Raw genomic sequence first — 25,780 nt, 5'->3', positions numbered from 1 at the left:
CCGTCTGGGTGCCGCGGGCGCAGGGTCGAGCCGTGGACGGCCGGGTCACAGGTGTCCCGCGAGCCACAGCGACCACGTCGTGCGGGGATCTGTCCCGCCGCCCGGGTTATCTCTCCGGTCGCTGCGCGCTTCCCCGCGCGGCGGTGCCGGTGGGACGGGCGGGACGGGAGAGCCACGCAAACAGGCCGGTGCCGCGCACCAGCACGGTGGACACGACGACCGCCACCGCGGGGATGATGCCGAGCTCGAGCTGCAGGCCGAACAGCATGGTCGTGATGACCATGACCATGAGGGGCAGCGGCACCAGGGCGGCCGTCACCGAGGCGGCGAGCGCCGGGACGGCCACGACGAGCGGTATGCCGGGGACCAGCTCGTGGACGAGGACCCCGGCCACGGCACCGACGAAGACCAGGGGGAAGATCGGGCCGCCGAAGAAGCCCCACGTCATGGAGACCACGAAGGTCAGGACCTTGCCGAGGAGCACCAGCACCAGGAGCCCGGCCGTGATGGCGACACCCCCCTCCAGGACCCCGCTCAGCTGGGCGCGGCCGGAGAAGAGGGTGAGGGGGAGGGCATACCCCACGGCGGCGACGACCGCGGCGCCGACGAGGGCCCGGACCACCACGTGGGGGACACGGGTGCTGCACCGTCGCGAGAGCGTCATCGCCAGGACTTACACCGCGCCCAGCGCCGCCCCGGCCACCCCCAGCACGACGGCCAGGCCGATCCACCACACGCGCAGGTCGGAGTCGCCCAGGTCGTACACGGAGAGGAAGGGGGTGCCGATCAGGTGGTAGAGCACCGCGAGCGCCGTGGTGGCCCAGACGATGCCGGGCAGCATCCGGTGCGGTGCCTCGTGCCACCGGTCGTGGTGGGCCTCCCAGGCCATGATGGGGCCGGCGAAGGGGAAGGTGCCCAGGGCCCCGAACACCCCGGAGATGCCCGCGAAGGTGAGGTCCTCGGTGGCCTCCTCGCGCCGCTCGTAGCGCCGGCCCACCGCGGTTCCGATCCCGCCGCCCAGCGTCCCCAGCGGCGCCTCGGGCCCCACCGAGCCGCCACCGACCAGGCTGATGAGGCCCAGCAGGCCGTAGCGTGCCCCCCTCCGCAGCGGCACCTCGCCCTCGATCATCTCGGTGATGAAGTCGGGGTCGGGACCGGTCAGCCCCGTGCGGTGCCGCACCCACCCGACCAGCGCTCCGGCGGCCAGGACGACGAGCACCCCGACCAGCGAGCCGGTGAACAGGCCGAGGGGGGTGCCCTCCTCGCCCCAGAGGAGCCCGGTCACCACGTGCTCGACCGCGAGGTAGACCACGCACGCCGCGCCGGCGAGCAGCCCGACGACGGCGGCACCCCCCATGACCCGCCAGAAGTGCGGGCGCACCCCGTAGCGGGCGGTGGTCATGACGCTGCGGGAGGGGCGGGGGCGAGCAGGCAGGCCCGGGGCAGCCCGGCCTCGAGGGCGAGCCGACCGGCCTCCGGGCTGCGCGCGAGGTACAACACCTGGCCACCGATCTCGGCCACCCGCTCGTGCAGGGTGCTCATCGTGCCCGCGTCGACGACCACGCGCCCCTGCTCCGGCGGCAGGAAGGTGTCCTCGCCGAAGGTGCCCGAGCGGTCCTGGCGCGCCACGGTCGAGACGTCCACCGGACGCTGGCCCAGGGCCTCGGCCAGCACCCGCAGCGTGCCCGCCGCCTGTCCCCGCGGCTCGCCCCCGTCGACGGGCACCGAGAAGCGCACCTCCGGGCCGTCCTCGTGGATCTCCTGGACGACCCAGCGGGCGCGGCGCTCGCGGGTCATCACGGCGTAGGTCAGGGCCGGACGGTCGTCCAGCCGCGCCTCGGTGGCCACCACGAGCGCCTGGGGGTCCAGCCCCACGGCCATCGTCGTCGCGGCCGACATGGTCGCCTCGACGCGCAGGGTCGACACCGTCGCCAGGACGCGGTCGTTGCGCACGGCGACGATGGTGGGGAACATCGGCTGCGGGTCCTGCGTCACACTCCGGGAACGCCGCAGCAGGTCCGTGACCGGTGGCGCGACGAGGGCCATGATGTCAGCGATCAGCACGCGGGCCAGGATGTCACACCGACCGAGGGTCGGTGAGGGAAGAGCGGAGACAGGTATGAAGAAGCCCACCCGGGTGCCGATCTTCGGCATCGTGCTCGTGGTCGTCCTGGTCAACGTCTTCTCGAGCTGGGACGTGCCGATGGTGCCCATCATCATCGGGCTCGTCATCGTCAGCATGGTCACCGGGCAGGGACGTCGCCCGGGGTCCCTCGGGGGCCGGCCGGGGTCCGGAGGCCGGCCCGGCACGAGCCCCCAGCAGCCCGCGGGTGACACCTCCGAGCTGCCGCGGATCGACGTCCCCCGCTACCCGGACGAGGCCACGCCCCCGCCCCTGCCCCGTCAGGGGTCCGGCGCGGTCGAGGACCAGGGCGCCGCGGCATACCCGACCAGCACCTCGACCGACCCGGTCGTGTCCCTGGGGCAGCTGCACCTGGGGCGGCTGGGCCGAGAGCTGGACACCGCCGCGCGCACCGGCACCGGGGCGGACGTGGCGCGCCTGCTCGGGGAGATCGACCAGCTCGTCGAGCGCTCGCTGATGATGCTCTCCGGGGCCCACGGGGGCCCGGGCAGCGGGCGCAAGGAGTTCGAGTCCGGGCTGCGGCGCCTGGCGCGGGAGGTCGACGCCGCCCACGGCGAGGAGCCCGCCGGGAGCAGGGTGGCCCGGGTGGTGCAGACCTCCGGCTCGCTCGCCCGGACCGGCCGCCACGGCTGATCGCGGCATACGTCACACTGGGGCGCATGAGCGAGTCCTTCGACGCCGTGGACATCATCCGGACCAAGCGGGACCGGGGGGAGCTGAGCGGGGAGGAGATCGCCTGGGTCATCGACGCCTACACCCGTGACGTGGTGGCCGACGAGCAGATGTCGGCCCTGGCGATGGCCATCCTGCTCAACGGCATGGACCGCCGGGAGATCAGCGACTGGACGAAGGCCATGATCGCCTCGGGGGAGCGGATGGACTTCTCCTCCCTCTCCCGCCCGACCGCCGACAAGCACTCCACCGGCGGGGTCGGTGACAAGATCACCCTCCCGCTGGCGCCGCTCGTCGCCGCCTGCGGGGTCGCCGTACCGCAGCTGTCCGGCCGCGGGCTCGGCCACACCGGCGGCACCCTGGACAAGCTCGAGGCGATCCCGGGCTGGCGCGCCTCGCTGTCGAACGAGGAGATGCTGGACCAGCTGGAGGACGTCGGTGCGGTCATCTGCGCCGCCGGCTCCGGGCTCGCCCCGGCGGACAAGCGGCTCTACGCCCTGCGCGACGTCACCGGGACGGTCGAGGCGATCCCGCTCATCGCCTCCTCGATCATGAGCAAGAAGATCGCCGAGGGGACCGGCACGCTGGTCCTCGACGTCAAGGTGGGGTCCGGCGCGTTCATGAAGACCGAGGCCGACGCCCGGGAGCTCGCCGAGACCATGGTGGCCCTCGGTCAGGACGCCGGGGTGCACACGGTGGCCCTGCTCACCGACATGTCGACCCCGCTCGGGCTCACCGCCGGCAACGGCGTCGAGGTGGCCGAGTCGGTGGAGGTGCTCGCCGGCGGTGGCCCGCAGGACGTCGTGGACCTCACGGTCGCGCTCGCCCGGGAGATGCTGCAGGGGGCGGGCGTCAGCGACGTCGACCCGGCGGACGCGCTCGCCGACGGTCGCGCGATGGACGTGTGGCGGCGGATGATCGCCGCGCAGGGTGGCGACCCCGACGCCCCGATGCCGGAGTCCAGGGAGAGCCACGAGGTCGTGGCCGACGCCGACGGGGTGCTCACCCGCCTCGACGCCCTGGCCGTCGGGGTCGCGGCCTGGCGCCTGGGGGCCGGCCGGGCCCGCAAGGAGGACCCGGTCCAGGCCGCGGCCGGCGTCGTCATGCATGCCAAGCCCGGCGACGAGGTCCGCCGGGGCCAGCCGCTCCTGACCCTGCACACCGACGACGCCGGCCGCATCGAGCGGGCCACCGCGGCCCTCGACGGCGCGTGGGCGGTCGGCTCGGCCGACGAGGTCGAGACGGCCGACAGCATCGTCATCGACCGGGTGGGCTGACCCCCGCCCGCCACCTCCCGCACCGGACGCGCGCTCAGCCCGCACCGGACGCGCGCCAGCCCGCACCGGACGCGCGCTCAGCCCGCACCGGACGCGCGCCCAGCCAACACCGGACCGGCGTCAGTAGCCCTGGCCGTCGGCCCCCGCGACGTCGGAGCCGGGCTCGGGCACGACGAGGGTGCCGGCCTGCTCGCGCTCGCGGGCGCCGGCCAGCAGCGCCTGCGTCGACGACGTGCCGATGCGGGTGACCCCCTCGGCCACCATGGCCAGGAGGGTGTCGATGTCCCGCACCCCGCCGGAGGCCTTGACCTGCACGCCGTCCGGCACGCTCGCCCGCATGAGCCGCACGTCCGGCAGGGTCGCCCCGCCGCCGGCGAAACCGGTCGAGGTCTTGACGAAGTCGGCGCCGGCCTCCGCGCTCGCCCGGCAGGCGGCCTGCTTCTGCTCCTCGTCCAGCAGCGCGGTCTCGATGATGACCTTGACCAGGACGTCGGTCGCGTGGCCGACCTCGACGACCGCGGCGATGTCCTGCCTGACCGCGTCGAGGTCGCCCCCGCGGAGCCGGCCGATGTTGAGCACCATGTCGAGCTCGGTCGCCCCGTCGGCCAGCGCCTGGCGGGCCTCGGCCACCTTGCCGGCGGTCGACGTGGTGCCGTGCGGGAAGCCGATGACGGTGCAGACGCGGGTCCGGTGCCCGTCCACCGCGGCGAGCGCGAGGCGGACGTCGGAGGGCCGCACGCAGACCGACCAGATCTCGTCGGCCGCGAGCTCGCGGCAGGCCTGCTCGACCTCCTCCGGGGTGAGCTCGGGCTTGAGCAGGGCGTGGTCGATGAGATCGGCGACGTCCTGCGTGGTCATCGTGGTGCCAGGGGTGATCGTGTGCGACATACCCCCCAGAATAGGATCTGGGTCATGCCGACGATGTTGCGGCCGGTCCGGGTGCCCGGGACCGGGGAGAAGCTGATCCAGGAGCTGGCCGGTGCCGCGAGCACGGGTCAGGACACCGTGTCCCTGGCGCGGATGACCGCGCCGGCCGGCTGGGACGAGCCGGGGCAGCGACCCGAGTTCGACGAGATCACCTATGTCCTCGCGGGGCACCTGCTGGTCGAGCACGAGGAGGGGCAGGTCGAGCTCGGCGCCGGGGAGTGCGTGCTGACCCGCGCGGGGGAGTGGGTGCGCTACTCGGCCGGGCCGGGCGGCGCGGAGTACCTCGCCGTGTGCGCCCCCGCGTTCACCCTGGAGCGGGCGAACCGCGATGGCTGAGGCGCTCGCCACCGAGCAGTTCCGCCGGCTGCCCAAGGTCCTGCTCCACGACCACCTCGACGGCGGCGTGCGCCCCGCGACCGTGCTCGAGCTGGCTCGCGAGCAGGGGTATGCCGCGCTGCCGGCCGACGACGTCGCGTCGCTGTCGAGGTGGTTCGCGGCCTCGGCGGACAGCGGCTCCCTCGTGCGCTACCTCGAGACCTTCACCCACACCGTCGGGGTGATGCAGACGGCCGAGGCGCTGCGGCGGACCGCCCGCGAGTGCGTGCTGGACCTGGCGGCGGACGGCGTCGTCTACGCCGAGGTGAGGTATGCCCCGGAGCAGCACCTCGAGGGCGGCCTGGGGCTGGACGAGGTGGTCGCGGCGGTGAACGCCGGGTTCCGCGAGGGCGAGGAGGTCGTGGCGGGCGGTGACGCCGACGCCCCGGCCGGGCCGATCCGGGTCCGCGCGATGCTCACGGCGATGCGGCACGCGGCGCGGAGCCGGGAGATCGCCGAGCTCGCGGTGCGCCACCGGGCCGAGGAGGTCTGCGGCTTCGACATCGCCGGGGCCGAGGACGGATTCCCGCCCACCCGCCACCTCGGGGCCTTCGAGTTCCTCCGCCAGGCCAACGCCCACTTCACCATCCACGCCGGCGAGGCCTTCGGCCTGCCCAGCATCTGGGAGGCGATCCAGTGGTGCGGGGCCGAGCGGCTCGGCCACGGCATCCGCATCGTCGACGACATCCGGCTGGACGGCTCGCCGGTCACCGACGACCTCGCCGGCGCCATCGCCCGGGCCCAGGAGGACCCGGGCGCCTTCGCGCTGGGGGACCTGGCCGCCTACGTGCGCGACCGCCGGATCCCGCTGGAGATGTGCCCCAGCAGCAACGTCCAGACCGGCGCGGCCCCCTCCATCGCGGAGCACGCGATCCGGCTGCTCGACGCCCTGCGCTTCCGGGTGACCCTCAACACGGACAACCGGCTCATGAGCGCGACCTCGATGACGAGGGAGGCCGAGCTCCTCGTGGACCAGGCCGGGTGGGGCGTACCGGAGCTGCGGCGGGTGAGCGTCAACGCGATGAAGTCGGCCTTCCTGCCCTTCGACGAGCGGCTCGCGATCATCGAGGACGTGCTCAAGCCCGCCTACGACGGCTGACCACCCGTCCTGGACCGAGGGTGCTCGGACTCCTCGCCCACGAGGCCGTGTCCAGAAGGACAGGTCAGCCGGGGTCGGGCAGCAGCCGGGCACGCAGCCGGTCGGCCCGCTCGAGGCGCTCCTCGTCGCGCTGACGCCGGCGCGCCAGCACGGTGGCCATGACCTGCTCCGGGGGCGCGCCGGGCGGAGGCGCCGGCGCCACGTGACCCAGCAGCGCGGCATACAGCTCCCCGCCGGTCTGCGCGCGCGCCGAGGGCGTCAGGGTCGAGGAGCGGGCGAGGAACTGGCGGGTGGCGACCACCAGGGCGTCCGGGATGACGCCGACGTCGGCCCCCTGCACCCAGGCGGCCAGCGCCGGGTCCGCCTGGGGCGGCTCGGGCAGCCGCAGCCGCACCCGGTCGTGCACGACGTAGGTCCCGGCGAGGAAGTCCCCGAGCCGCTTGCCCTTCTCGTTGGTCATCGCGGTGATGAGCGCCACGCTCCCGAGGGTCATCCAGATCTCGAACGCGCCGACCAGGGCCCGGATGACCGCGTGCCGCAGGCCGATGGGCCCGGTGTCGTCCCGGACGGTGCGCAGCCCCAGGGCCAGCTTGCCGAGGGTGCGGCCGTGCGTGAGGGTCTCCAGCGTGATCGGGATGCCCGCCATGGCCAGGACGGTCAGCACGATGACGAACACCTGACCGAGGGCGGCGTCGGCCTCGAAGAGGTCACCCGGCACCAAGAGGATGAGCCCGACGACCCCGGCCGCGACGACGAGCAGGTCGACGAGGCCGGAGACCATGCGGGTCGGCAGCGCGGCCGCGGGAAGCTCGACCTCGACCGCCTCACTGGTGACGAAGCGCTGCGCCTCGAAGATGCCCCGGCTCGTCATACGCCGCACTCTAGTCCGCGCCCGTCGGGCGATGACCTACGGTGGGCGGGTGGATCTCGATGCCCTGGTGGGGCGCCGGCGCGCGGCGTGGGAGCGGCTGGACCACCTCGCGCGGCAGCGTCGGCTGGACGGTGAGCAGGCCGACGAGCTGCTCGACGGCTACCAGCGCGCTGCCACGGACCTGTCGCTGGTGCGCTCCAGCGCGCCGGACGCCGGCGTGGTGACCCACCTGTCGACGCTGGTGGCGCGGGCCCGGGCGCGCGCGGCCCGGGTGCGGACGGCGAGCTGGTCGGGCATCGGCCGGTTCTTCGCCGAGGACTTCCCGGCTGCGCTCTACCGCCTGCGCTGGTGGTGGGGCATCACCGCCCTCGCGAATGTCGTGGTGGGGCTCGTGCTCGGCTGGTGGCTGGTGCAGAACCCGGTGGTGGAGCAGTCCCTGCTCTCGCCCGAGGAGGTGACCGAGCTCGTCAACGTCAGCTTCGAGTCCTACTACTCCGAGAACGCCGCCAGCAGCTTCTCCACCCTCGTCTGGGTCAACAACGCCTGGGTCGCGGCCCGGTGCATCGGGATGGGTGTGCTCGGCCTGCCGGTCATCTGGCTGCTGTGGCAGAACATCGCCAACGTCGCGGTCATCGGCTCGCTCATGCACCGGCACGGCCGTGGAGACGTCTTCTGGGGGCTCATCGCCCCGCACGGGCTGCTCGAGCTCATGGCGATCTTCGTCGCGGCCGGGGTGGGGCTGCGGCTGTTCTGGGCCTGGGTGGCCCCCGGGCCGCGGACCCGGCTGGCCAACCTCGCCGCCGAGGGCCGGACGGCGGCGGGGGTCGCCATCGGGCTGGTCTTCGTGCTGCTGGTCTCCGGCCTCATCGAGGGCTTCGTCACCCCCTCGCCGCTGCCGACGTGGGCCCGGGTGGGGATCGGCGCCCTGGCGCTCGCCCTCTTCTTCGCGTATGTGTTCACGCTCGGGCGGCGCGCGGTGCGCCGCGGCGTCAGCGGGGACGTCGGCGAGGACCTCCAGGCAGCCACGGCGCCCACGGCCGGCTGAGCCGCCCGACACACCCGTGGCCACCGGCTCATCCACGCACGTGCGCGGATGAGCCGCTCGGGACGGGCGTGTCGGCGGTGCCCCGCGCCACCCCGCCTCCGGGCGCGTCCGCCGGCTCACCGATGAGTCCGACGAGGGCGGCCGGTCTGACCACGAGACCGAGGAGAGGACAACCGATGATCGACCTGACCCCCGCCGCCACCCGCGTCGCCCGCGTGGTCGACGGGATCGACGACACCCGGCTCCAGGACCCGACGCCGAACGAGGGCATGGCGGTGACCGCCGTGCTGCACCACCTGCTCGGGCTGACCGTCGCCTTCGGGGACGCCGCCGCGAAGGTCGAGGGCCCGACGACGCAGACCCCTCCTGCGGTGACGGAGGAGCCGCTGCCCGCCGGGTGGCGCGGGCTGCTGCACGAGCGGCTGGCCGCCCTCGCCCGGGCCTGGTCCGCGGAGTCGGCCTGGGAAGGGATGACCACGGCGGGCGGGGTGACCTTCCCTGCCGAGGCCTGCGGGCTGGTGGCCCTGGACGAGGTGCTGCTGCACGGGTGGGACCTGGCGGTCGCGACGGGGCAGGACTACGAGGTGTCCGACGAGGAGGCCGAGGCGGTGCTGCCCGTCGTGATACCGAGCGGCGACGCCGAGGAGGACGCGGCAGCGCGGGAGGGGATGTTCGGCCCGCCGGTCGAGATCCCGGAGGACGCCTCGACCTTCGACCGGGCCCTGGCGCTGTCCGGCCGCGATCCGCGCTGGCAGCCCGCGGCGGGCTGAGCTCTCGGGAGGTGCCCGGTCCGAGCAGGACCGTCAGAGCAGGCCCTGGGCCTTGAGGGCGAGGTAGTGGTCCGCCAGGGCCACCGGCAGCTGCTCCGGCGGCTCGTCGAGGACGCTCACGCCCAGCTGGGACAGGGCCGTGGCGGTGCGGTGCCGCAGCGCCGCGGTGCGCTCGGCCGCGGCGGCCGCGTAGGCCCCGGCGACGTCGTCCGCGCTGCGCTGCAGGTCGTGCAGGGCCGGGTCGGCGACGGAGGCGACCACGACCCGGTGGTGCGCGGTGAGGGAGGGCAGGACGGGCAGCAGCCCCTCCTCCAGCGCCGCCGGCTCCAGCGGGGTGAGGAGCACCACGAGGGCGCGGCGGCGGGTCAGCGTCGTCACGGCCCCGGCCAGCATCGGCCAGTCCGCCTCCAGCAGGGCGGGTTCCAGCGGGGCCATGGCCGTCACCAGCTGGTGCAGGAGCCCGGACCGGCCGGTGGTGGTGCCCGAGCCCACCCGCGCGCGGACGGCCCGGTCGCCGGCCACCAGGTCGACGCGGTCGCCGGCCCGTGAGGCGAGCGCGGCCAACAGCAGGGCCGCGTCCATCGCCGCGTCGAGCCGCGGCTCGTCACCGACCCGGGCGGCGCTGGTGCGCGCGGTGTCGAGCACGAGGATGACGCGGCGGTCGCGCTCCGGCTGCCAGGTGCGCACCACCACGTGCTGACGCCGTGCCGTGGCCCGCCAGTCGATGGACCGGACGTCGTCGCCCTCGACGTAGTCGCGCAGCGAGTCGAACTCGGTGCCCTGCCCGCGGGTCCGCACCGCGGACCGCCCGTCGAGCTGACGCAGCTGGGCCAGCTTGGCCGGGAGGTGACGCCGGGACCGGAACGGCGGCAGCGAGCGCACGGCGCCGGGCACGAGCACGGTGCCCTGACGTCCGGCGAGCCCCAGCGGGCCGTGGGTGCGCACGGTGACGCCGACGGCGGGCCGGTCCCCTCGACGGGTCGGCCGCAGGGTCGTGACCACCCGGCGCCGCTCACCGGGGGGCAGGTCCAGGGGATGACGCGTCGGCTCCTGCGCCCCCGCCGAGGGCACCCAGGCGTCCCGCAGCACACCACGGACACGACGGCGCCCGTGGTTGGTGACCAGCAGCGTGGTCATGGTCTCCTCCCGCAGCCGGACCTGGGCCACCGGGGAGCGGTGCAGCTCCAGCGACGTCGGCCGGGGCGCCGCCACGGCGTCCGCGACGACCAGCGCGGAGACCCCCACGAGCCACCCGGCGGCGACCGGTCCGGACGCGGCCGGCCAGAGCAGGACCGGCAGCAGCCCGAGGAGGGCCAGCGCCACGACGGGGCCACGGAGGATCATCGGACGGGGCGGATCAGCGGGGGACCGGGACGCTGGTCAGCACGGACTCCAGCACGGAGTCGCCGGTCACCCCTTCGAGCTCGGCCTCGGGGCGCAGGGCCACACGGTGCCCGAGGGTCGCGCGGGCCAGCGCCTTCACGTCGTCCGGCGTGACGAAACCACGGCCGGACAGCCAGGCCCACGCCCGCGCCGTGCTCATGAGGGCGGTCGCGCCGCGGGGGCTGACGCCCAGCTGCAGGGACGGGGCCTCGCGGGTCGCGCGGGCGAGGTCGACGACATACCCCACGACCTCGGGGGAGACCTGCACGCCGCGGACCGCGGCGGAGGCGGCCTGCAGGTCCTGCGGCGAGGCGACGGGCTGCACCCCGGCGGCGCCGAGGTCGCGGGGGTCGAAGCCGGCGGCGTGCCGCTCGAGCACCTGCACCTCGTCCTCGCGCGGCGGCAGCGGAAGGGTGACCTTCATGAGGAACCGGTCGAGCTGGGCCTCGGGCAGCGGGTAGGTCCCCTCGTACTCGACGGGGTTCTGGGTGGCGGCGACGAGGAACGGCGAGGGCAGCGGCCGGGAGGCGCCGTCGACGGTGACCTGCCGCTCCTCCATGGCCTCCAGCAGCGCGGACTGCGTCTTCGGCGGTGTCCGGTTGATCTCGTCGGCGAGCAGCAGGTTGGTGAAGACCGGGCCGGGCCGGAACGCGAACTCGCCGCGGCCGCTGTCGTAGATCATCGAGCCGGTGACGTCGCCGGGCATGAGGTCGGGGGTGAACTGCACGCGCTTGGTGTCGATCGACAGCGCTGTCGCGAGCGTGCGCACGAGCAGCGTCTTGGCGACGCCGGGCACCCCTTCGAGGAGGATGTGCCCGCGGGCCAGCAGCGCCACGATGAGCCCCGACACGGCCTGGTCCTGGCCCACGACGGCCTTGGCGACCTCGGTGCGCACGGCGTGCAGCGCCGCCCGTGCGGCGTCCGCGTCCGGGGTCCCCGCAGCGGGGTCGGGGCTGCCCTGCCCGGGGGGTGGCTGCTCGGTCATCGTGTCCTCTCGGCCGTGCTGGTGCTGGTGCCGGGGCGCTGCGCGGCGGGTGCGGAGCCCCCCGGGTCAGGGTAGTCGGTGGGGTGGGTGGCGACCGGTCGGCCCGGGCGGCGCAGCTGGTCCTCCAGCGCGTGCACCTCCCGCACCAGCGCGAGCAGGCCCGCGTCGTCACCCGCGGCGACCGGCTCCAGGAGCAGGTGCCGGACCTGGTCGAGCGGGCGCCCGCTCACCGTGCTGACCACCTCGACCAGACGGTCGGCCCCGGTGGTCGTCGGCAGGCCCAGGTGCGGGGCGAGCCGCCGTCGGGCCCCGGCCTGGACCGCGCGGGCGGCGTGGCGGCTGTCGTGGGCCTGGTGGTAGAGCCGGGCCCGGCTCATGGTGGTCTCGGTCGACCGGACGACGGCCGGCAGCGGCTCGGTCACCACGGCGCCCAGGCGGCGCCCCCGCCAGAGGGCGAGGGCCAGCACCCCACCCCCGAGGACCCAGAGCGCCGGGGTCAGGCTGCGGGGGAGCACGTCCCACAGCGAGCCGGTCGCCTCCAGCCCCAGGTCGGAGGGCTGCGGCTGCACCCAGACCAGGCGTTCGCTGCCGCCCAGCAGCCGCAGCGCCACCGCGGCGTTGGCGCCCTCGGTGATGCGGGCGTTGGTCCAGGTCGGGCCGATGCCGGCCAGCACGGTGCGCGGCCGGGACCCGTCCTCCTCCAGCACCAGCACGGCCCCCTCCCGGGCCCCGCCGAGGTTGTGCCCCGCGCCCGGGGGGAAGCACGCCGTGGTCGCGGGCCGGTCCTGCGACCCGGCGGACAGCAGGACGTCCCACCCGACGAGCTGGTCCCCCTCCCGCGCGAAGCCCACGGAGCAGTCGGCGACCACCGGTATGCCGGCCCCCCACGACTCCTCGACGTCCAGCCCCAGCGAGGCGCCGGTCCCCCCGGTGCCGTCGGCCAGCACCACCAGCTGGTCGAGGTCTGCGAGACGGGCCACGAGGTCCGGACCTGCCTCGGGGCCGAGGTAACGGGTGTGCGGGAGCAGGACGGTGGTCCCCGGGCCGAGCGAGGACGGGTCCAGGCGCGCGGTGCCCGCGACGATCTCCACGTCCACCCCCTCCTGGCGCAGCACCTCGGCCAGCGCCTGGGCGCCGTCGGGACCGTTGTTGGCCGGGCTGAGCGGCTCGCCGGAGCGAGGCGTGCTGAGGAGGGCGGCCACGACGGCCACGACGAGCACGAGCAGCACCCACGGCGCCCACCGGCGCAGGACCCTCACGACGGGACCGCCATCTGCGGGCGCCGCCCACCAGGCAGCTCGGGGCGGGCCGCGTCGAGGTCGGCGTCGAGCTGCACGACCGCCCGGGCCTGGTCGGTGTCGGCGTGGTGGCCGCCGTAGCGGACGGCGTCGAAGGTGTCCCCGGCGCGGTGCAGCGGCTCCGCGTGGGCGCCGAAGACGTCCCCGAGCTCGACCGCGACCTCGTGCGCGGTGCGGCCCGGGCGGTCCTCGAGCAGGGTGCGCTCGGTGGCCCCGGCCGCGATGGCCCGGAAGGCCTCCAGCACGGCCTCGTCGGCCCGCCCGGCCTCCAGGGCCGCTCGCGCGGCGCCGCGGTAGTCCGCAGCGGACCGGCGTCGACCGTCCAGGACGGCCCCGGCCCGGCCGGCGGGAGCCAGCCGCCCGGTCCGCCACCGGTCGCGCGTGACGAAGAGCGCGACGGCGGTCACGGCGACGACGACCGCGGCCAGGACGACCCACGTCGTCCACGGGGGGAGCGGCCCGAGGGCCGCCGGGTCCGGCAGGCGGTCGGTGACCCACCGCCACAGGCGCAGCCACCACGGCACCTCGAGCCGGTAGTCACCGGAGTCCAGCTCCTCCTGCAGCCACCGTCGCGCCTCGTCGCGGTCCGGGTCCACCGCCCCCGGGGCGGGTAGCACCGGGGGCAGGGTGCGCAGGGCGGGCACGGGCATACCGGGTGCTGCCGGACTCAGCGGGACCGCGTCGCGGCGCGCTCCTGGGCGGCCGCGACGAGCGAGACGTCCAGACCCTCGCGCCGGATCCGCTGGTCGAGGTAGAGCAGGGCGGTCACGCCCGCCGTGAACGGGATGGTCAGGGCCCCGACGACGAGCTGCAGCGCGTGGTCGGTGAGCACGGTCACCGGGCTCAGGGGTGAGGTGACCACCTCCGGGCCGACCAGCGCCGAGACCACGGCCACGACGGGCAGCTGCACGATCGCCGCCAGGATGCCGGTGACGATCCCCGCCAGCACCGTGATGCCGACGACGCGCCAGGCCTGGGCGCCCTTGGTGAGGGCCCAGGCGCGGGCGATGCCGCGCCACGGCCCCACCCGCTCGAGCACGACCGGGGCGGGGGCGAGGCTGAGCCGGCAGCCCGCCCACACCAGGCCCACCACGAAGGCGACGGACAGGAGCACGACGAGGAGGACCGCCAGGCCCGACTCGCCGAGGCCGACGACCAGGCCGACGGCGGCGGCCACCAGGGCGACCAGGGCGGCCGTGAAGAGCACGCCGAGGAGCAGCACGGTCCCCACGAGCGCGAGGAGGCGCCCGCGGACCGCGGCCCAGGTCGAGGCGAGGCTGGCCCGGTCGCCCAGGACGGCCTCCCCGACGACGTGCACGATCATCCCGGTGAGGGCGATCGAGGCGAGCGAGCTCAGCAGGCCCCCCACGAGGAGCAGGATGAGCTCGGCCCCCAGCTGGTCCACCGAGGAGACCGAGCGGGTGGCGAGCAGGGTCAGCAGGAGCGAGGGGACGAGCACGACGGAGAGCACGACGAGGCCCATGCCGATCGTCGCCTCGGGGTTGCGTCGCATCGTCTGCAGCGACCCGCCGAACATGTCGCCGAGGGTCAGGGGCCGCAGGGGCACGACGCCGGGCTGGTGCAGACGGGTGAGCTGCTCGGGCGGCAGCTGCTGCCACCGTGTCGGGCCGGGCGTGTCCTGCTGCGAGGGGTGACCTCCCGGCGGCTGCTGCCACTGCGGTGACCCGCCCACGGCCTGCCCCGGCGGGGCCTGCGGGATGGGTGGGGGAGCCGGTGACGGCTCGCCGCGCCCGGTGTCACCGGGCGGCGGCCCGAAGGGTGGCTGGCTCATCCCCCTGCTCCTCGATCGATCGACGACGTCCGCGGACCCGACGACGCGGTCAGCCCCCGGGCGAGCAGCTGGGCCTCGCGCGCGGTCATGGCACGCGCGCCGAGCTGCTCCTGGGCGGCCACGATACCCGGCTCCGCCCGGCGCAGGACGTGGCCGCGCCGCCAGAGGGTGAGCGGGGGCTTGCGACGTTCGGCCAGGTCACGGACCAGCCGCCGGCTGAAGGTGAGCCACGGCCGGTTGCGGATGCACCAGGCGTCGGCCAGCAGCCCGCGCGAGCGCAGCCCGGGCGTCGTGTGGGCGGCGAAGATCCCTTCCGCCACGACCACGGGGTGCCGCCCGCGGCTCACCTCGTGGGTCCCGCTGACGGCCGAGCGGCTGATGTCGTAGACCGGCATCTGGGCCGTGCCCGCCCGGCACAGCTGCTCGAGCGCCCCCAGCGCGGCGTCCAGGTCCCACGAGTCGACGTGGTCCCAGTCGGGCAGCCCCAGGGGGCTCATCGGCAGGTCCGGGTCGGTGCCCTCGCGGTAGAAGTCGTCCAGCTGCACCACCGGCCAGCCGTGGGTCGAGTGCAGGTGCGCGGCGAGCCTGGACTTGCCGGCGCCGCTGGGGCCGGCGAGCACGAGGACACGGGCGGGGGCGGGGGCCGGGTCCATGAGGGGACAGTCTAGGTCGCGGTCCCGGGCGCCGTCGCCGGGGACCTGCGCTCAGAGCAGCACGGCGAGCACCGCCAGCAGGACCGCGAGGGCCAGCGCCGCGAGCGCGGGCCGGGCCGGCGTGCTCGTCACCGTGGTGGCCCCCTCCTCGAGCTGACCGCCGTCGAGGCGCCAGCGCTGCAGCGCCCGCTGGACCTCGTCGGCGACGGTCTGGGCGGAGGTGCCCCCGTCCCCCCGCCGACGGGTGGTCTGGGCGAAGTCGTCCACGGGGGTGGGGCGGCTGCGCTCCCGCTTCGCCGGCACCGCCCAGGCGCTGTGCCGTCGACCCTCGGTGTCGTGCAGCTCCAGCGCCCACTGGTGGGTGACCTCGTCGACCGCGGCGAACGGCACCGCGGTGTCCCGCACGACGTTGACCAGGAGCACGCCGTCCTCGTGCAGCACCGCGCGGGGGCGCAGGAAGAGCACCCACGCGGCCGCGGCGATGCCCACGACGAAGGCGACGGCCCCGACCGCGCCGTCCCGGTGCCCGGAGAGCAGGTCCCAGACGGTGAGGGCCGCGAGGACGCCCGCGCAGCCCACCATCACCCAGCCCAGCACCCGGGCGGGCAGGGCGCGGTAGGTCCCGAGGACCTCGCCGCGCAGGGTGGCGTCCGTCGCTGCCATGGGTGCTCCCTCCTCTCCCTCCGGACCACGGGTGGGCCGGTGCCGGTCAGACCTCGGTCAGCTGCTGCATACTCTCGCGCACGCGCTGCAGGCGCCGACCGGCCTCCTCGCGGGCCGGCTCGAGGCCGTCCGGGTCCTCGACCCCGACGACCGCCTCGAGGTAGACCTTGAGCTTGGGCTCGGTGCCGCTGGGCCGCACGACGACCCGGGTGTCGTCGGTGAGCAGGAAGCGCAGACCGTCGGTCGGGGGCAGCCCGTCGACCCCCTCGGCGAGGTCGTCGAGGCGCTCGACCGGGACCCCGCCCAGCTCGGCCGGGGGTTGCTCACGCAGCCGGGCCATCACCGGCGGGATCTGGGCGAGGTCGCTGACCCGGACGGAGAAGGCGTCGGTCTGGTGCACCCCGTGGCGCACCGCCAGCTCGTCCAGGAGGTCGGTGAGCGTCCGCCCGCGCGCCTTGAGCGTCGCCGCCAGCTCGGCGGCCAGGAGAGCCGCCGTCACCCCGTCCTTGTCCGGGACGCAGGCCGGGTCGACGCAGTAGCCGAGGGCCTCCTCGTAGCCGTAGGCGAGCCCGGGCACGCGACCGATCCACTTGAACCCGGTGAGCGTCTCGGCCGGCTGCAGCCCGGCCGCCTCAGCCATCGCCCCGAGCAGCCGCGAGGAGACGATGGACCGGGCCAGCACGCGGCGCTCGCCACCGACCCGACCCCGGTCGATGACGTGCTGCCCGAGCAGGGCGCCCACCTCGTCGCCGCGCAGCATCCGCCACCCGTGCGCGTCCTGGACAGCGAGCGCGCACCGGTCGGCGTCCGGGTCGTTGGCGATGACCAGGTCGGGGTGGACCTGGCCGGCCAGCTCGAGGGCGGCGTCGATGGCGCCCGGCTCCTCGGGGTTGGGGAAGGGGACCGTGGGGAATGCCGGGTCTGGCTCGGACTGGCTGGGGACCGGTGCCGGCGCGGCGAACCCGGCCCGCTCGAACGCGCGACGGACGACCTCCGAACCCACGCCGTGCAGCGCGGTGTGGACGATGGTCAGGTCGCGGGGGCTGTCGGGGTCCAGCACGGCGACCGCCCGGTCGAGGTAGGCCTCCAGCACCTCCTCGTCCAGCGTCTCCCAGCCGTCCCGCGCGAGCGGGACCCCGGCGACGCTCTCGACCGCGTCGATCTGCGCGGCGATCTCGGCGTCCGTGGGCGGCACGATCTGCGAGCCGTCGCCGAGGTAGACCTTGTAGCCGTTGTCCTGGGGCGGGTTGTGGCTGGCGGTGACCATGACGCCGGCGTCGGCGCCGAGGTGCCGGATGGCGAAGGCCAGCACCGGCGTCGGCAGCGGGTGGGGCAGCACCATGGCCCGGCCCCCGGCCGCGGTGACGACGGCCGCGGTGTCGCGGGCGAAGACGTCGGAGTTGCGTCGGGCGTCGAAGCCGATGACGACCGCCGGACCGGGGGTGGCGTCGCCGGCGTCCTCCAGCCGCGCGCGCAGGTATGCCGTGAGCCCGGCGGCCGTGCGGATGACCACCGCGCGGTTCATCCGGTTCGGGCCGGCGCCGAGCTCGCCGCGCAGCCCCGCGGTGCCGAACTCCAGGAAGGCGGAGAAGCGGTCGGCCAGGTCGGCACGAGCCTCGTCGTCACCCGCCTCCACGGCCTCGAGGACGGCGTCGAGCTCCGCCCTCGTCGCGGGGTCGGGGTCGTCGTCCAGCCAGGACCGCGCGGTGGTCACCAGGTCGTCGTTCTCGGTCATGGTCGCTCCTCAGATGCGCTCGACGATGCGGGCCAGCAGCTCGCCGCAGCGCTGGGCCGCCGCGGTCCCGGCGTCGATGACCTCCTGGTGGTCCAGCGGCGCCTCGCTGATCCCCGCCGCCGCGTTGGTGACGAGGGAGACACCGAGCACCTCGAGCCCCGCCTGGCGGGCGGCGATCGCCTCCAGGGCGGTCGACATACCGACGAGGTCGCCGCCCAGCACCTTGGCCATCTGGACCTCGGCCGGCGTCTCGTAGTGCGGGCCGGGGAACTGCACGTAGACCCCCTCGTCCAGCTCGGGGTCGACCTCGCGGGCGAGGTCGCGCAGCCGGCGGGAGTAGAGGTCGGTGAGGTCGACGAAGTTCGCGCCCTCGACCGGCGAGGTGGCCGTGAGGTTGAGGTGGTCCTTGATGAGCACCGGGGTGCCGGGAGCCCACTCCGGGCGGAGCCCCCCGCAGCCGTTGGTGAGCACGATGGTGGAGCACCCGGCGGCGGCGGCGGTGCGCACGGCGTGCACCACGGAGCGCACGCCCTTGCCCTCGTAGAAGTGGGTGCGGGTGCCGTAGACGAGGGCGCGACGGCCGCTGCTCAGCGGGATGGACCGCATCGTGCCCGAGTGACCGGCCACGGCCGCGGCGGCGAAGCCGGGCACGTCGGCATGGTCGACCTCGGCGTCGGCGGCGCCCAGCGCGTCCGCCGCGGGCTTCCACCCGCTGCCCAGGACCAGGGCGATGTCGTGCCGGTCCGCGCCCGTCCTGCGGGCGATGACGTCGGCCGCGGCCGCCGCCACCTCCAGGGGGTCCGTGGCCGGGTCGTCGAGGTCGGGAGGAGCACCAGTAGTCATCGGGTCAGGGTAGCGATGGTTTGATGGGCACGTGAGTGCCGCCAACAAGTCCGTCGTCGTCATCGGGGGAGGTCCCGGTGGCTACGAGGCCGCCCTGGCCGCCGCCCAGCTCGGCTCGGAGGTCACGGTCGTCGAGCGCTCCGGGCTGGGGGGTGCCGCGGTGCTCACCGACTGCGTCCCCAGCAAGGCCCTCATCGCCACCGCCGACTTCATGGACCGCTTCAGCGCGGCCAAGCGCATCGGCGTCCACTTCGACGGGGCGCAGGTGCCCGGCGACCAGGGCGTGACCGCGCACATCACCGATGTCAACAGCCGGATCATGGACCTCGCCCGGGCCCAGAGCCGGGACATCGGCGAGCGCCTGGAGTCCGCCGGCGTCGAGGTCGTCCAGGGCGCGGGCAAGCTGCTGGGCTCGGGCCGGGTGCAGGTGCTCGAGGGCGTCGACGACGTCCTCTCGGGGGAGGAGCCGGCCCCGCACGACGAGGACTGCGACCACGAGCACACCCGTCGGGAGCTGGAGGCCGACGTCATCCTCGTCTCGACGGGCGCTCGCCCGCGCGTGCTCGAGTCGGCGCAGCCGGACGGGGAGCGGATCCTCACCTGGCAGCAGATCTGGAACCTCGCCGAGCTGCCCGAGCACCTCGTCGTCATCGGTTCGGGTGTCACCGGCGCCGAGCTGGCCCACGCCTACCTCGGGCTGGGGTGCCGGGTGACGCTCATCTCCTCACGGGACCGGGTGCTCCCGGGCGAGGACGCCGACGCCGCCAACGTCGTGGAGGAGGTCTTCCGCCGGCGCGGCATGACGGTGCTCAACCGCTCGCGCGCGGGGGCCGTCCGGCGCGACGGTGAGGGGGTCGTCGTCACCCTGGAGGACGGGCGCGAGGTGGAGGGGAGCCACGCCCTGCTCGCCGTCGGCTCGATCCCCAACACCACGGACATGGGGCTCGAGGAGGCCGGGGTGCGGCTGAGCCGCTCGGGGCACGTCGAGGTCGACCGGGTCTCGCGCACCAGCGCCGCGGGGGTGTATGCCGCGGGCGACTGCACCGGGGTCTTCCCCCTGGCCTCCATCGCCGCCATGCAGGGCCGGATCGCGGTCGCGCACTCCCTCGGCGACGCCGTGGCCCCGCTCTCCCTGGGCAAGGTCAGCTCCAACATCTTCACCGACCCCGAGATCGCCACGGTCGGCGTCAGCCAGGCCGACGTGGACGAGGGGCGGGTCGACGCGCGCGCGGTCATGCTGCCGCTCACCAAGAACCCGCGCGCCAAGATGCAGAACCTCCAGGACGGCTTCGTCAAGCTCTTCGCCCGCAGCGGCAGCGCCACCATCGTCGGTGGTGTCGTCGTCGCACCCCGGGCCAGCGAGCTCATCTTCCCCATCGCGCTGGCCGTCGCGAACCGGCTCAACGTCGACCAGTTCTCGGCGACCTTCACGGTCTACCCCTCGATGAGCGGCTCGCTGTCCGAGGCCGCCCGCCAGCTGCACGAGATCGCCGACTGACGCACCCCTCATACGACCGGGCGCCGCGAATGGTTGCCTTCAGGTCGACCGAGCGCCGCGAATGGTTGGCATCAGGCTCACCGAGCGCCGTGAATGGTTGGTGTCGGCGACTGGCAGCAACCATTGACGGCGCTCGGTGGGGTTACCGGCAACCATTCACGGCGCTCGGTGGGGTCACCGGCAACCATTCACGGCGCCCGGTGGTATGAGGCGGTCTCGGTGGTATGGAGTGGTGCCGGTGGTATGGGGTGGTGGCGGGGGTATGAGGTGGTGTCGGTGCGGGTCTCAGTCGGTGAGCTCGCAGATGACCGCGCCGGTGGTGACGGTGTCGCCCACGGACGCCGACAGGCCGCTGACCGTGCCGGCCTTGTGCGCCTTGATCGGCTGCTCCATCTTCATCGCCTCGAGCACGACGACGACGTCGCCCTCCGCGAGGGACTGGCCGTCCTCGACGGCGATCTTGACGATGGTGCCCTGCATGGGCGCGGTCACCGCGTCGCCGGACACGGCCGCGCCGCCGCCACCGCCGCGGGAGCGCTTGGGGGCCTTCTTGCGGCCGCCTGCCGCCGCGCCGCCCCCGCCACCGAGGGCGAGCCCTGCTGGGAGAGAGACCTCGAGGCGCTGGCCGCCGACCTCGACGACCACGGTCTGCCGCTCGGTCTCCTCCGGGGCGTCCGCGGTCGGGCCGGAGTAGGCCTCGATCTGGTTGTCGAAGTCGGTCTCGATCCAGCGGGTGTGCACGGTGAAGGGCGCCTCGGGGTCCTCCGGGGCGAAGGCGGGGTCGGAGACCACGGCGCGGTGGAAGGCGAGCACGGTCGGCATACCCTCCAGCTCGAACTCCGCGAGCGCCCGGCGCGAGCGCTCCAGGGCCTGCTGGCGAGTGCGTCCGGTGACGATGAGCTTGGCCAGCATCGAGTCGAAGGCGCCCGCGACGGTGTCGCCCTCGACGACGCCGGAGTCCAGGCGCACGCCCGGTCCCGAGGGCGGGCGGAAGACCGTGGCCGTGCCCGGCGCCGGGAGGAAGTCGCGGCCGGCGTCCTCCGCGTTGAGCCGGAACTCGAAGGAGTGCGCCACCGGCGCCGGGTCGTCGTAGCCCAGCTCCTCGCCGTCGGCGATCCGGAACTGCTCGCGCACGAGGTCGACACCGGTGACCTCCTCGGTCACCGGGTGCTCCACCTGGAGCCGGGTGTTGACCTCGAGGAAGGAGATGTCCCCCTCCGGCCCGACGAGGAACTCGCAGGTGCCGGCGCCGACGTAGCCGGCCTTCTGCAGGATCGCCTTGCTGGCCCGGACCAGCTCCGCGTGCTGCTCCTCGGTGAGGAACGGCGCCGGGGCCTCCTCGACGAGCTTCTGGTTGCGGCGCTGCAGCGAGCAGTCACGGGTCGAGACGACGACGACGTTGCCGTGCTGGTCGGCCAGGCACTGGGTCTCGACGTGGCGGGGCCGGTCGAGGAAGCGCTCGACGAAGCACTCGCCGCGCCCGAAGGCGGTGACCGCCTCCCGGACCGCGGAGTCGAAGAGGTCGGGGATCTCCTCCATCGTGCGCGCCACCTTGAGCCCGCGGCCGCCGCCGCCGTAGGCCGCCTTGATGGCGACCGGCAGCCCGTGCTCCTCGGCGAAGGCCACGACCTCCTCGGGACCGGCGACGGGGTCGGTGGTGCCGGGGACCAGAGGGGCCTCCGCCTCCAGCGCGATGTGGCGGGCCTTGACCTTGTCGCCGAGCGCGTCGATGGCCTCGGGGGAGGGGCCGATCCAGGTGAGCCCGGCGTCCATGACGGCCTGGGCGAACGAGGCGTTCTCGGCGAGGAAGCCGTAGCCCGGGTGCACCGCGTCGGCGCCCGCCTGGCGGGCGACGTCGAGCAGCTTGTCCTGCACCAGGTAGGACTCGCCGGGGGTCGTGCCGCCCAGGGAGTACGCCTCGTCGGCGACCTTGACGTGCAGCGCGTCGCGGTCGGGGTCGGCGTAGACGGCGACGGAGCCCAGACCTGCGTCGCTGCAGGCACGGGCGATGCGCACGGCGATCTCGCCCCGGTTGGCAATGAGGACCTTGCTGATCGGCATGGGGGTCACCCTAGCCGGAGAGGTATGCCGTTCGCGGCCAGGCGCCACGACCCCGTCGCGGCCCCCGCGAGCGGCCCGAGAGGGTCAGGACAGGCGAGCGACGTCCTCCGCGCAGCGCTGCTCCAGCTCGTCGAGCTCGCGCAGGCTGTCCTCGATGTCGCGGCGGCGGCGCTCCAGGTCCGCGCGCCGGTCGCCGATCTGGGAGAGCAGGTAGCGCAGCTGGCCGACCTCACCGGGCTGGTCGTCGTACATGTCCAGGATCGTGGCGATCTCCTCGAGCGAGAACCCGAGCCGGCGCCCCCGCAGGATGAGCGCGAGGCGGGTCCGCTCGCGGCGGTGGTAGATGCGCCGCTGGCCCTCGCGGTCGGGGGCGAGCAGCCCCAGGTGCTCGTAGTGCCGCAGCGCCCGGTGGGTGACGTCGTAGTCGTCGGCCATCTGGGCGATGGTCCACGTCGTCGTGGTGTCCGTCACGGTGCTTGTCCTAACGTCAAGGTCGGTGCGACCATCCTGCTTGACCTTGGCGTCAACGTCAAGCAGGATGGTGAGGACGTCGGCGGGAGTCCCCGTCGCCACCGTCGAGGCGAGCAAGGATGCGGACACCGATGTTCGAACTGAGCGAGGACCACGAGGAGTTCCGCGGCCTGGTCCGCGAGTTCGCCGAGGGCGAGATCGCCCCCCACGTCGAGCAGTGGGACCAGGACTCCCACTTCCCGGAGGACCTCGTCCCGCAGATGGGCGAGCTCGGGCTGTTCGGCCTCAACGCCCCGGAGGAGTTCGGTGGGGCGGGCACCGAGCACGGCGGCTTCACCTACACCTGCCTGGCCATCGAGGAGCTGGGCCGCATCGACCAGTCGATCGGCATCACGCTGTCGGCCGGCGTCGGCCTCGGCATCAACCCGATCCTGTCCTTCGGCACCCAGGAGCAGAAGGAGACCTACCTGCCGGACCTGCTGGCCGGCCGCGCGCTGGCGGGCTTCGGCCTCACCGAGCCGGACGCGGGCTCCGACGCGGGGGCCAGCCGCACCAAGGCGCGGCTGGAGGACGGCCACTGGGTCGTCGACGGGTCGAAGGCCTTCATCACCAACTCCGGGACCAGCCTGACCTCGGTCGTCACGGTCACCGCCAAGACCGGCGAGACCGACGACGGGCGACCCGAGATCAGCGCGATCATGATCCCGGCCGGCACCGACGGCTTCGTCGTGGAGCCGGCCTACCGCAAGCTCGGCTGGCACATCTCGGACACCCACGGGCTCACCTTCGAGGGGTGCCGGGTGCCCGAGGACAACCTGCTCGGCGAGCGGGGCGAGGGTTTCCGGCAGTTCCTCAAGACGCTGGACGACGGCCGCGTCGCGATCTCCGCCCTCGCCGTCGGCTGCGCCCAGCGGATGCTGGAGGAGTGCACGGCCTACAGCCAGCAGCGGCAGGCCTTCGGACGCCCGATCGCGGTCAACCAGGGCGTCTCCTTCCAGATCTCCGACCTGGCGGTCATGGTCGAGGCGGCCCGGCTGCTGACCTACAAGGCCGCCTGGCTCAAGGACGAGCAGGAGGCCGGCCGCCGCGGGGTGGCCGAGGTCAAGCAGGCCGCCGCGATCGCCAAGCTCTACTCCACCGAGGCCGCGGTCAGCGCCACGCGGATCGCCACCCAGGTCTTCGGCGGCAACGGCTTCATGGAGGAGTACCCCGTCGCCCGCTTCTACCGGGATGCCAAGATCCTCGAGATCGGCGAGGGGACCTCGGAGGTCCAGCGCATGGTCATCGCCCGCGGCCTGGGCCTGCCCGCCCGCTGACCCAGGCCTCATCCCACCGGGTCCCAGCACAGGAGAGGACGGACGTCGATGAGCAGCAGCGCGGCCGACACCCCCGGCGACCCACGGGTCGCCGACCTCCGCGAGCGGCTGGGCACGGCATACCGTGCCTCGGCGGAGCCGAGCGAGCGCGCCCGCGCCAAGCTGGACTCCCAGAACAAGCTCTACGTCAGGGAGCGGATCGCCCTGCTCTTCGACGAGGGCACGTTCGTCGAGGACGGCCGGTATGCCCACGCGACGGCGGGCACGCTCCCGGCGGACGGCGTCGTCACCGGTCGGGGTGAGGTGGACGGGCGGGCGGCGATCGTCGTCGCCAACGACCCCACGGTCAAGGCCGGGTCGTGGGGCGCGCGCACCGTCGAGAAGATCATCCGGGCCACCGAGGCGGCGCTGCGCGAGGAGCTGCCGATCTTCTGGTTCGTCGACTCGGCCGGCGCCCGCATCACCGACCAGGTCGACCTCTTCCCCGGCCGGCGCGGCGCGGGGCGGATCTTCCACAACCAGGTCGCGCTGTCCGGCAAGGTGCCGCAGATCTGCTGCCTCTTCGGGCCGAGCGCGGCCGGCGGCGCCTACATCCCGAGCTTCACCGACCTCATCATCATGGTCGAGGGGAACGCGTCGATGTACCTCGGCAGCCCGCGTATGGCCGAGATGGTCGTGGGGGAGAAGGTCTCGTTGGAGGAGATGGGCGGGGCGCGCATGCACTGCACCGTCTCCGGGGTCGGGGACCTGCTCGCCGCCGACGACACCGAGGCCATCGAGCTCGCCCGGCACTTCTTCTCCTACCTGCCCGAGTCGTGGCGCGCCCCCGTCCCCGCCTACGAGGCCGAGGAGCCCGCGCGGCCGCTGGAGCGGCATACCGTGCCGGAGGCCGAGTCGGTGCCCTTCGACGTGCACGACGTCATCGACGGGCTGGTCGACGACGACAGCTTCTTCGAGATCAAACCGCTGTTCGCCGCCGAGCTCGTGGTCGGCCTCGGGCGGGTCGACGGGCAGACCGTGGGCATCGTGGCCAACAACTCGGCGGTCAAGGGCGGTGTCCTCTTCACCGACTCGGCCGACAAGGCCGCCCGCTTCATCTGGCTGTGCGACGCCTACGGCATCCCGCTGCTCTACCTCGCCGACGTGCCCGGCTTCATGATCGGCTCGGAGGTGGAGCGCGGCGGGATCATCCGGCACGGCGCCAAGATGGTCTCGGCGGTCTCCGAGGCGACCGTGCCGCAGCTGTGCGTCGTGCTGCGCAAGGCCTACGGCGCGGGGCTCTACGCCATGGGCGGACCGGGCTTCGGCCCCGAGGCGACCATCGCCCTGCCCACGGCCCGGATCGCGGTCATGGGCCCCGAGGCCGCGGTCAACGCGGTCTACGCCAACAAGATCGCCGAGATCGCGGACCCGCAGGAGCGTCAGGACTTCATCGACGCCCGCCGTGCGGAGTACCTCGAGGACGTCGACCTGGAGCGGCTCGCCTCCGACCTCGTCATCGACGCGATCACCGAGCCCGAGGACTTGCGGGCCGAGGTCGTGCACCGCCTCCGGTATGCCGCGCGCCGGGACCGGCACTTCTCCACCCGCCACCGCAGCATCCCCCCGGTCTGATGGACCGTCGACGGGGTGCGCTCCCCCTCCTGCTCGCGGGGGCGGGGGCGGTCGGCGTCGTCGCCGGCCTGGTCTCGCTGCTCAGCCGGCCGGTGAGCTTCGGGTGGTTCGCCTACCAGGAGATCGAGGCCTACCAGGTCTTCTCCTGGGCCGACGTCGTCGGGCCGATCGCCATCTGCCTGGGCGCGGCGCTGCTCGCCGTCGGCGGCTACCTGCTCGGCAGGCGCTCGCGGGACAGGTGAGCGCCTACTGCTCACCGACGACGACGAGCAGGGCTGGAACGACGTGC

At 74.4% G+C, this 25,780-nt stretch carries 24 protein-coding genes and 1 pseudogene; 10 read left to right on the top strand and 15 right to left on the bottom strand.

The window, feature by feature from the left end; genetic code table 11:
• Positions 1–106 precede the first annotated feature (106 nt).
• Both AVL62_RS17645 and AVL62_RS00825 read right to left on the bottom strand, forming a co-directional pair.
• A pseudogene (locus AVL62_RS17645) lies at positions 107–1,129 on the bottom strand (chloride channel protein).
• Between the two features lie 269 nt (positions 1,130–1,398).
• Positions 1,399–2,064, bottom strand: a complete 666-nt coding sequence (locus tag AVL62_RS00825) for a hypothetical protein (RefSeq protein WP_058889794.1) — start codon at positions 2,062–2,064, stop codon at positions 1,399–1,401.
• Positions 2,065–2,119: 55 nt separating this feature from the next.
• On the opposite strand from AVL62_RS00825, the gene AVL62_RS00820 reads away from it, so the two are divergent.
• Both AVL62_RS00820 and AVL62_RS00815 read left to right on the top strand, forming a co-directional pair.
• Complete coding sequence (locus tag AVL62_RS00820) at positions 2,120–2,776, top strand: hypothetical protein (protein WP_058889793.1); 657 nt, start codon at positions 2,120–2,122, stop codon at positions 2,774–2,776.
• Positions 2,777–2,802: 26 nt separating this feature from the next.
• Positions 2,803–4,092: a thymidine phosphorylase gene (locus AVL62_RS00815; protein WP_058889792.1), complete on the top strand. Its 1,290-nt coding sequence runs from the start codon at positions 2,803–2,805 to the stop codon at positions 4,090–4,092.
• A 120-nt stretch (positions 4,093–4,212) separates the two neighbouring features.
• On the opposite strand, the gene deoC is transcribed toward AVL62_RS00815, so the two are convergent.
• A complete protein-coding gene (gene deoC, locus AVL62_RS00810; protein WP_058889791.1) occupies positions 4,213–4,980 on the bottom strand; it encodes a deoxyribose-phosphate aldolase in 768 nt (255 codons plus the stop codon).
• Between the two features lie 24 nt (positions 4,981–5,004).
• On the opposite strand from deoC, the gene AVL62_RS00805 reads away from it, so the two are divergent.
• Together AVL62_RS00805 and AVL62_RS00800 are read left to right on the top strand one after the other, a co-directional pair.
• Positions 5,005–5,355, top strand: a complete 351-nt coding sequence (locus AVL62_RS00805) for a cupin domain-containing protein (RefSeq protein WP_058889790.1) — start codon at positions 5,005–5,007, stop codon at positions 5,353–5,355.
• The gene (locus tag AVL62_RS00800) at positions 5,348–6,493 is read left to right on the top strand and encodes an adenosine deaminase (RefSeq protein ID WP_058889789.1); all 1,146 of its coding nucleotides are present in this window, start codon (positions 5,348–5,350) and stop codon (positions 6,491–6,493) included. Before AVL62_RS00805 ends, AVL62_RS00800 begins: the two co-directional genes overlap by 8 nt.
• A 64-nt stretch (positions 6,494–6,557) precedes the next feature.
• On the opposite strand, the gene AVL62_RS00795 is transcribed toward AVL62_RS00800, so the two are convergent.
• Entirely contained in the window at positions 6,558–7,364 is an 807-nt protein-coding gene (locus tag AVL62_RS00795; RefSeq protein ID WP_058889788.1) for an RDD family protein, read from the bottom strand.
• Positions 7,365–7,413: 49 nt separating this feature from the next.
• Between AVL62_RS00795 and AVL62_RS00790 the strand changes: the two genes are divergently transcribed.
• Together AVL62_RS00790 and AVL62_RS00785 are read left to right on the top strand one after the other, a co-directional pair.
• Complete coding sequence (locus AVL62_RS00790; RefSeq protein ID WP_058889942.1) at positions 7,414–8,409, top strand: stage II sporulation protein M; 996 nt, start codon at positions 7,414–7,416, stop codon at positions 8,407–8,409.
• Positions 8,410–8,585: 176 nt separating this feature from the next.
• Positions 8,586–9,179, top strand: a complete 594-nt coding sequence (locus AVL62_RS00785) for a TIGR03086 family metal-binding protein (protein ID WP_058889787.1) — start codon at positions 8,586–8,588, stop codon at positions 9,177–9,179.
• Positions 9,180–9,212: 33 nt separating this feature from the next.
• Here AVL62_RS00785 and AVL62_RS00780 read toward each other — a convergent pair whose 3' ends face one another.
• From AVL62_RS00780 to AVL62_RS00740, 9 genes are read right to left on the bottom strand one after another with little or no spacing between them, the layout of a single operon-like run.
• The gene (locus AVL62_RS00780) at positions 9,213–10,523 is read right to left on the bottom strand and encodes a DUF58 domain-containing protein (RefSeq protein WP_058889786.1); all 1,311 of its coding nucleotides are present in this window, start codon (positions 10,521–10,523) and stop codon (positions 9,213–9,215) included.
• A gap of 13 nt (positions 10,524–10,536) precedes the next feature.
• Positions 10,537–11,547 carry an AAA family ATPase gene (locus AVL62_RS00775; protein ID WP_058889785.1) on the bottom strand — a complete coding sequence of 337 codons (1,011 nt, stop codon included), beginning with the start codon at positions 11,545–11,547 and terminating at the stop codon, positions 10,537–10,539.
• Complete coding sequence (locus AVL62_RS00770) at positions 11,544–12,806, bottom strand: DUF4350 domain-containing protein (protein ID WP_058889784.1); 1,263 nt, start codon at positions 12,804–12,806, stop codon at positions 11,544–11,546. The genes AVL62_RS00775 and AVL62_RS00770 overlap by 4 nt, the downstream gene beginning before the upstream one ends.
• Positions 12,803–13,495 carry a DUF4129 domain-containing protein gene (locus AVL62_RS00765; RefSeq protein WP_058889783.1) on the bottom strand — a complete coding sequence of 231 codons (693 nt, stop codon included), beginning with the start codon at positions 13,493–13,495 and terminating at the stop codon, positions 12,803–12,805. Before AVL62_RS00765 ends, AVL62_RS00770 begins: the two co-directional genes overlap by 4 nt.
• A 17-nt stretch (positions 13,496–13,512) precedes the next feature.
• The gene (locus AVL62_RS00760; protein ID WP_058889782.1) at positions 13,513–14,637 is read right to left on the bottom strand and encodes a hypothetical protein; all 1,125 of its coding nucleotides are present in this window, start codon (positions 14,635–14,637) and stop codon (positions 13,513–13,515) included.
• Positions 14,634–15,290 (bottom strand): uridine kinase family protein, encoded by a 657-nt coding sequence (locus AVL62_RS00755; RefSeq protein ID WP_058889781.1) that lies wholly within the window; start codon positions 15,288–15,290, stop codon positions 14,634–14,636. The genes AVL62_RS00760 and AVL62_RS00755 overlap by 4 nt, the downstream gene beginning before the upstream one ends.
• Before the next feature lie 51 nt (positions 15,291–15,341).
• Positions 15,342–15,953 carry a hypothetical protein gene (locus AVL62_RS00750; RefSeq protein WP_058889780.1) on the bottom strand — a complete coding sequence of 204 codons (612 nt, stop codon included), beginning with the start codon at positions 15,951–15,953 and terminating at the stop codon, positions 15,342–15,344.
• Positions 15,954–15,999: 46 nt separating this feature from the next.
• The gene (locus AVL62_RS00745) at positions 16,000–17,688 is read right to left on the bottom strand and encodes a phospho-sugar mutase (protein ID WP_058889779.1); all 1,689 of its coding nucleotides are present in this window, start codon (positions 17,686–17,688) and stop codon (positions 16,000–16,002) included.
• Between the two features lie 9 nt (positions 17,689–17,697).
• Positions 17,698–18,531 (bottom strand): purine-nucleoside phosphorylase, encoded by an 834-nt coding sequence (locus AVL62_RS00740; protein WP_058889778.1) that lies wholly within the window; start codon positions 18,529–18,531, stop codon positions 17,698–17,700.
• A gap of 31 nt (positions 18,532–18,562) precedes the next feature.
• Here AVL62_RS00740 and AVL62_RS00735 point away from each other — a divergent pair, with 31 nt between their 5' ends.
• Positions 18,563–20,029 carry an NAD(P)H-quinone dehydrogenase gene (locus AVL62_RS00735; protein WP_058889777.1) on the top strand — a complete coding sequence of 489 codons (1,467 nt, stop codon included), beginning with the start codon at positions 18,563–18,565 and terminating at the stop codon, positions 20,027–20,029.
• A gap of 285 nt (positions 20,030–20,314) precedes the next feature.
• Here the strand turns inward: AVL62_RS00735 and AVL62_RS00730 are convergent, their stop codons facing one another.
• Both AVL62_RS00730 and AVL62_RS00725 read right to left on the bottom strand, forming a co-directional pair.
• Entirely contained in the window at positions 20,315–22,090 is a 1,776-nt protein-coding gene (locus AVL62_RS00730) for an acetyl/propionyl/methylcrotonyl-CoA carboxylase subunit alpha (RefSeq protein ID WP_058889776.1), read from the bottom strand.
• Between the two features lie 84 nt (positions 22,091–22,174).
• A complete protein-coding gene (locus AVL62_RS00725) occupies positions 22,175–22,561 on the bottom strand; it encodes a MerR family transcriptional regulator (protein WP_083518565.1) in 387 nt (128 codons plus the stop codon).
• A 131-nt stretch (positions 22,562–22,692) separates the two neighbouring features.
• On the opposite strand from AVL62_RS00725, the gene AVL62_RS00720 reads away from it, so the two are divergent.
• From AVL62_RS00720 to AVL62_RS00710, 3 genes are read left to right on the top strand one after another with little or no spacing between them, the layout of a single operon-like run.
• Positions 22,693–23,877 (top strand): acyl-CoA dehydrogenase family protein, encoded by a 1,185-nt coding sequence (locus AVL62_RS00720; protein WP_058889775.1) that lies wholly within the window; start codon positions 22,693–22,695, stop codon positions 23,875–23,877.
• A 48-nt stretch (positions 23,878–23,925) separates the two neighbouring features.
• Complete coding sequence (locus AVL62_RS00715; protein ID WP_058889774.1) at positions 23,926–25,491, top strand: acyl-CoA carboxylase subunit beta; 1,566 nt, start codon at positions 23,926–23,928, stop codon at positions 25,489–25,491.
• Positions 25,491–25,733 carry a hypothetical protein gene (locus tag AVL62_RS00710; RefSeq protein WP_058889773.1) on the top strand — a complete coding sequence of 81 codons (243 nt, stop codon included), beginning with the start codon at positions 25,491–25,493 and terminating at the stop codon, positions 25,731–25,733. The genes AVL62_RS00715 and AVL62_RS00710 overlap by 1 nt, the downstream gene beginning before the upstream one ends.
• The last annotated feature ends 47 nt before the right edge of the window (positions 25,734–25,780 follow it).

It is taken from the genome of Serinicoccus chungangensis (assembly GCF_001483745.1).
Classification (GTDB): Bacteria; Actinomycetota; Actinomycetes; order Actinomycetales; family Dermatophilaceae; genus Ornithinicoccus; species Ornithinicoccus chungangensis_A.
The sequence above is the reverse complement of the archived record's forward strand: the minus strand, read 5'-3'. Positions and strand labels throughout refer to the sequence as shown.

Excerpts from the sequence above, each read along its gene's own strand:
- AVL62_RS00775 (WP_058889785.1), bottom strand. The coding sequence starts at position 11,547 with ATGACCGAGCAGCCACCCCCCGGGCAGGGCAGCCCCGACCCCGCTGCG.
- AVL62_RS00800 (WP_058889789.1), top strand. The coding sequence starts at position 5,348 with ATGGCTGAGGCGCTCGCCACCGAGCAGTTCCGCCGGCTGCCCAAGGTC.
- AVL62_RS00750 (WP_058889780.1), bottom strand. The coding sequence starts at position 15,953 with ATGGCAGCGACGGACGCCACCCTGCGCGGCGAGGTCCTCGGGACCTAC.
- AVL62_RS00815 (WP_058889792.1), top strand. The coding sequence starts at position 2,803 with ATGAGCGAGTCCTTCGACGCCGTGGACATCATCCGGACCAAGCGGGAC.
- AVL62_RS00710 (WP_058889773.1), top strand. The coding sequence starts at position 25,491 with ATGGACCGTCGACGGGGTGCGCTCCCCCTCCTGCTCGCGGGGGCGGGG.
- AVL62_RS00745 (WP_058889779.1), bottom strand. The coding sequence starts at position 17,688 with ATGACCGAGAACGACGACCTGGTGACCACCGCGCGGTCCTGGCTGGAC.
- AVL62_RS00720 (WP_058889775.1), top strand. The coding sequence starts at position 22,693 with ATGTTCGAACTGAGCGAGGACCACGAGGAGTTCCGCGGCCTGGTCCGC.
- AVL62_RS00765 (WP_058889783.1), bottom strand. The coding sequence starts at position 13,495 with ATGCCCGTGCCCGCCCTGCGCACCCTGCCCCCGGTGCTACCCGCCCCG.
- deoC (WP_058889791.1), bottom strand. The coding sequence starts at position 4,980 with ATGTCGCACACGATCACCCCTGGCACCACGATGACCACGCAGGACGTC.
- AVL62_RS00760 (WP_058889782.1), bottom strand. The coding sequence starts at position 14,637 with ATGAGCCAGCCACCCTTCGGGCCGCCGCCCGGTGACACCGGGCGCGGC.
- AVL62_RS00755 (WP_058889781.1), bottom strand. The coding sequence starts at position 15,290 with ATGGACCCGGCCCCCGCCCCCGCCCGTGTCCTCGTGCTCGCCGGCCCC.
- AVL62_RS00740 (WP_058889778.1), bottom strand. The coding sequence starts at position 18,531 with ATGACTACTGGTGCTCCTCCCGACCTCGACGACCCGGCCACGGACCCC.
- AVL62_RS00785 (WP_058889787.1), top strand. The coding sequence starts at position 8,586 with ATGATCGACCTGACCCCCGCCGCCACCCGCGTCGCCCGCGTGGTCGAC.
- AVL62_RS00730 (WP_058889776.1), bottom strand. The coding sequence starts at position 22,090 with ATGCCGATCAGCAAGGTCCTCATTGCCAACCGGGGCGAGATCGCCGTG.
- AVL62_RS00715 (WP_058889774.1), top strand. The coding sequence starts at position 23,926 with ATGAGCAGCAGCGCGGCCGACACCCCCGGCGACCCACGGGTCGCCGAC.
- AVL62_RS00805 (WP_058889790.1), top strand. The coding sequence starts at position 5,005 with ATGCCGACGATGTTGCGGCCGGTCCGGGTGCCCGGGACCGGGGAGAAG.
- AVL62_RS00820 (WP_058889793.1), top strand. The coding sequence starts at position 2,120 with ATGAAGAAGCCCACCCGGGTGCCGATCTTCGGCATCGTGCTCGTGGTC.
- AVL62_RS00795 (WP_058889788.1), bottom strand. The coding sequence starts at position 7,364 with ATGACGAGCCGGGGCATCTTCGAGGCGCAGCGCTTCGTCACCAGTGAG.
- AVL62_RS00780 (WP_058889786.1), bottom strand. The coding sequence starts at position 10,523 with ATGATCCTCCGTGGCCCCGTCGTGGCGCTGGCCCTCCTCGGGCTGCTG.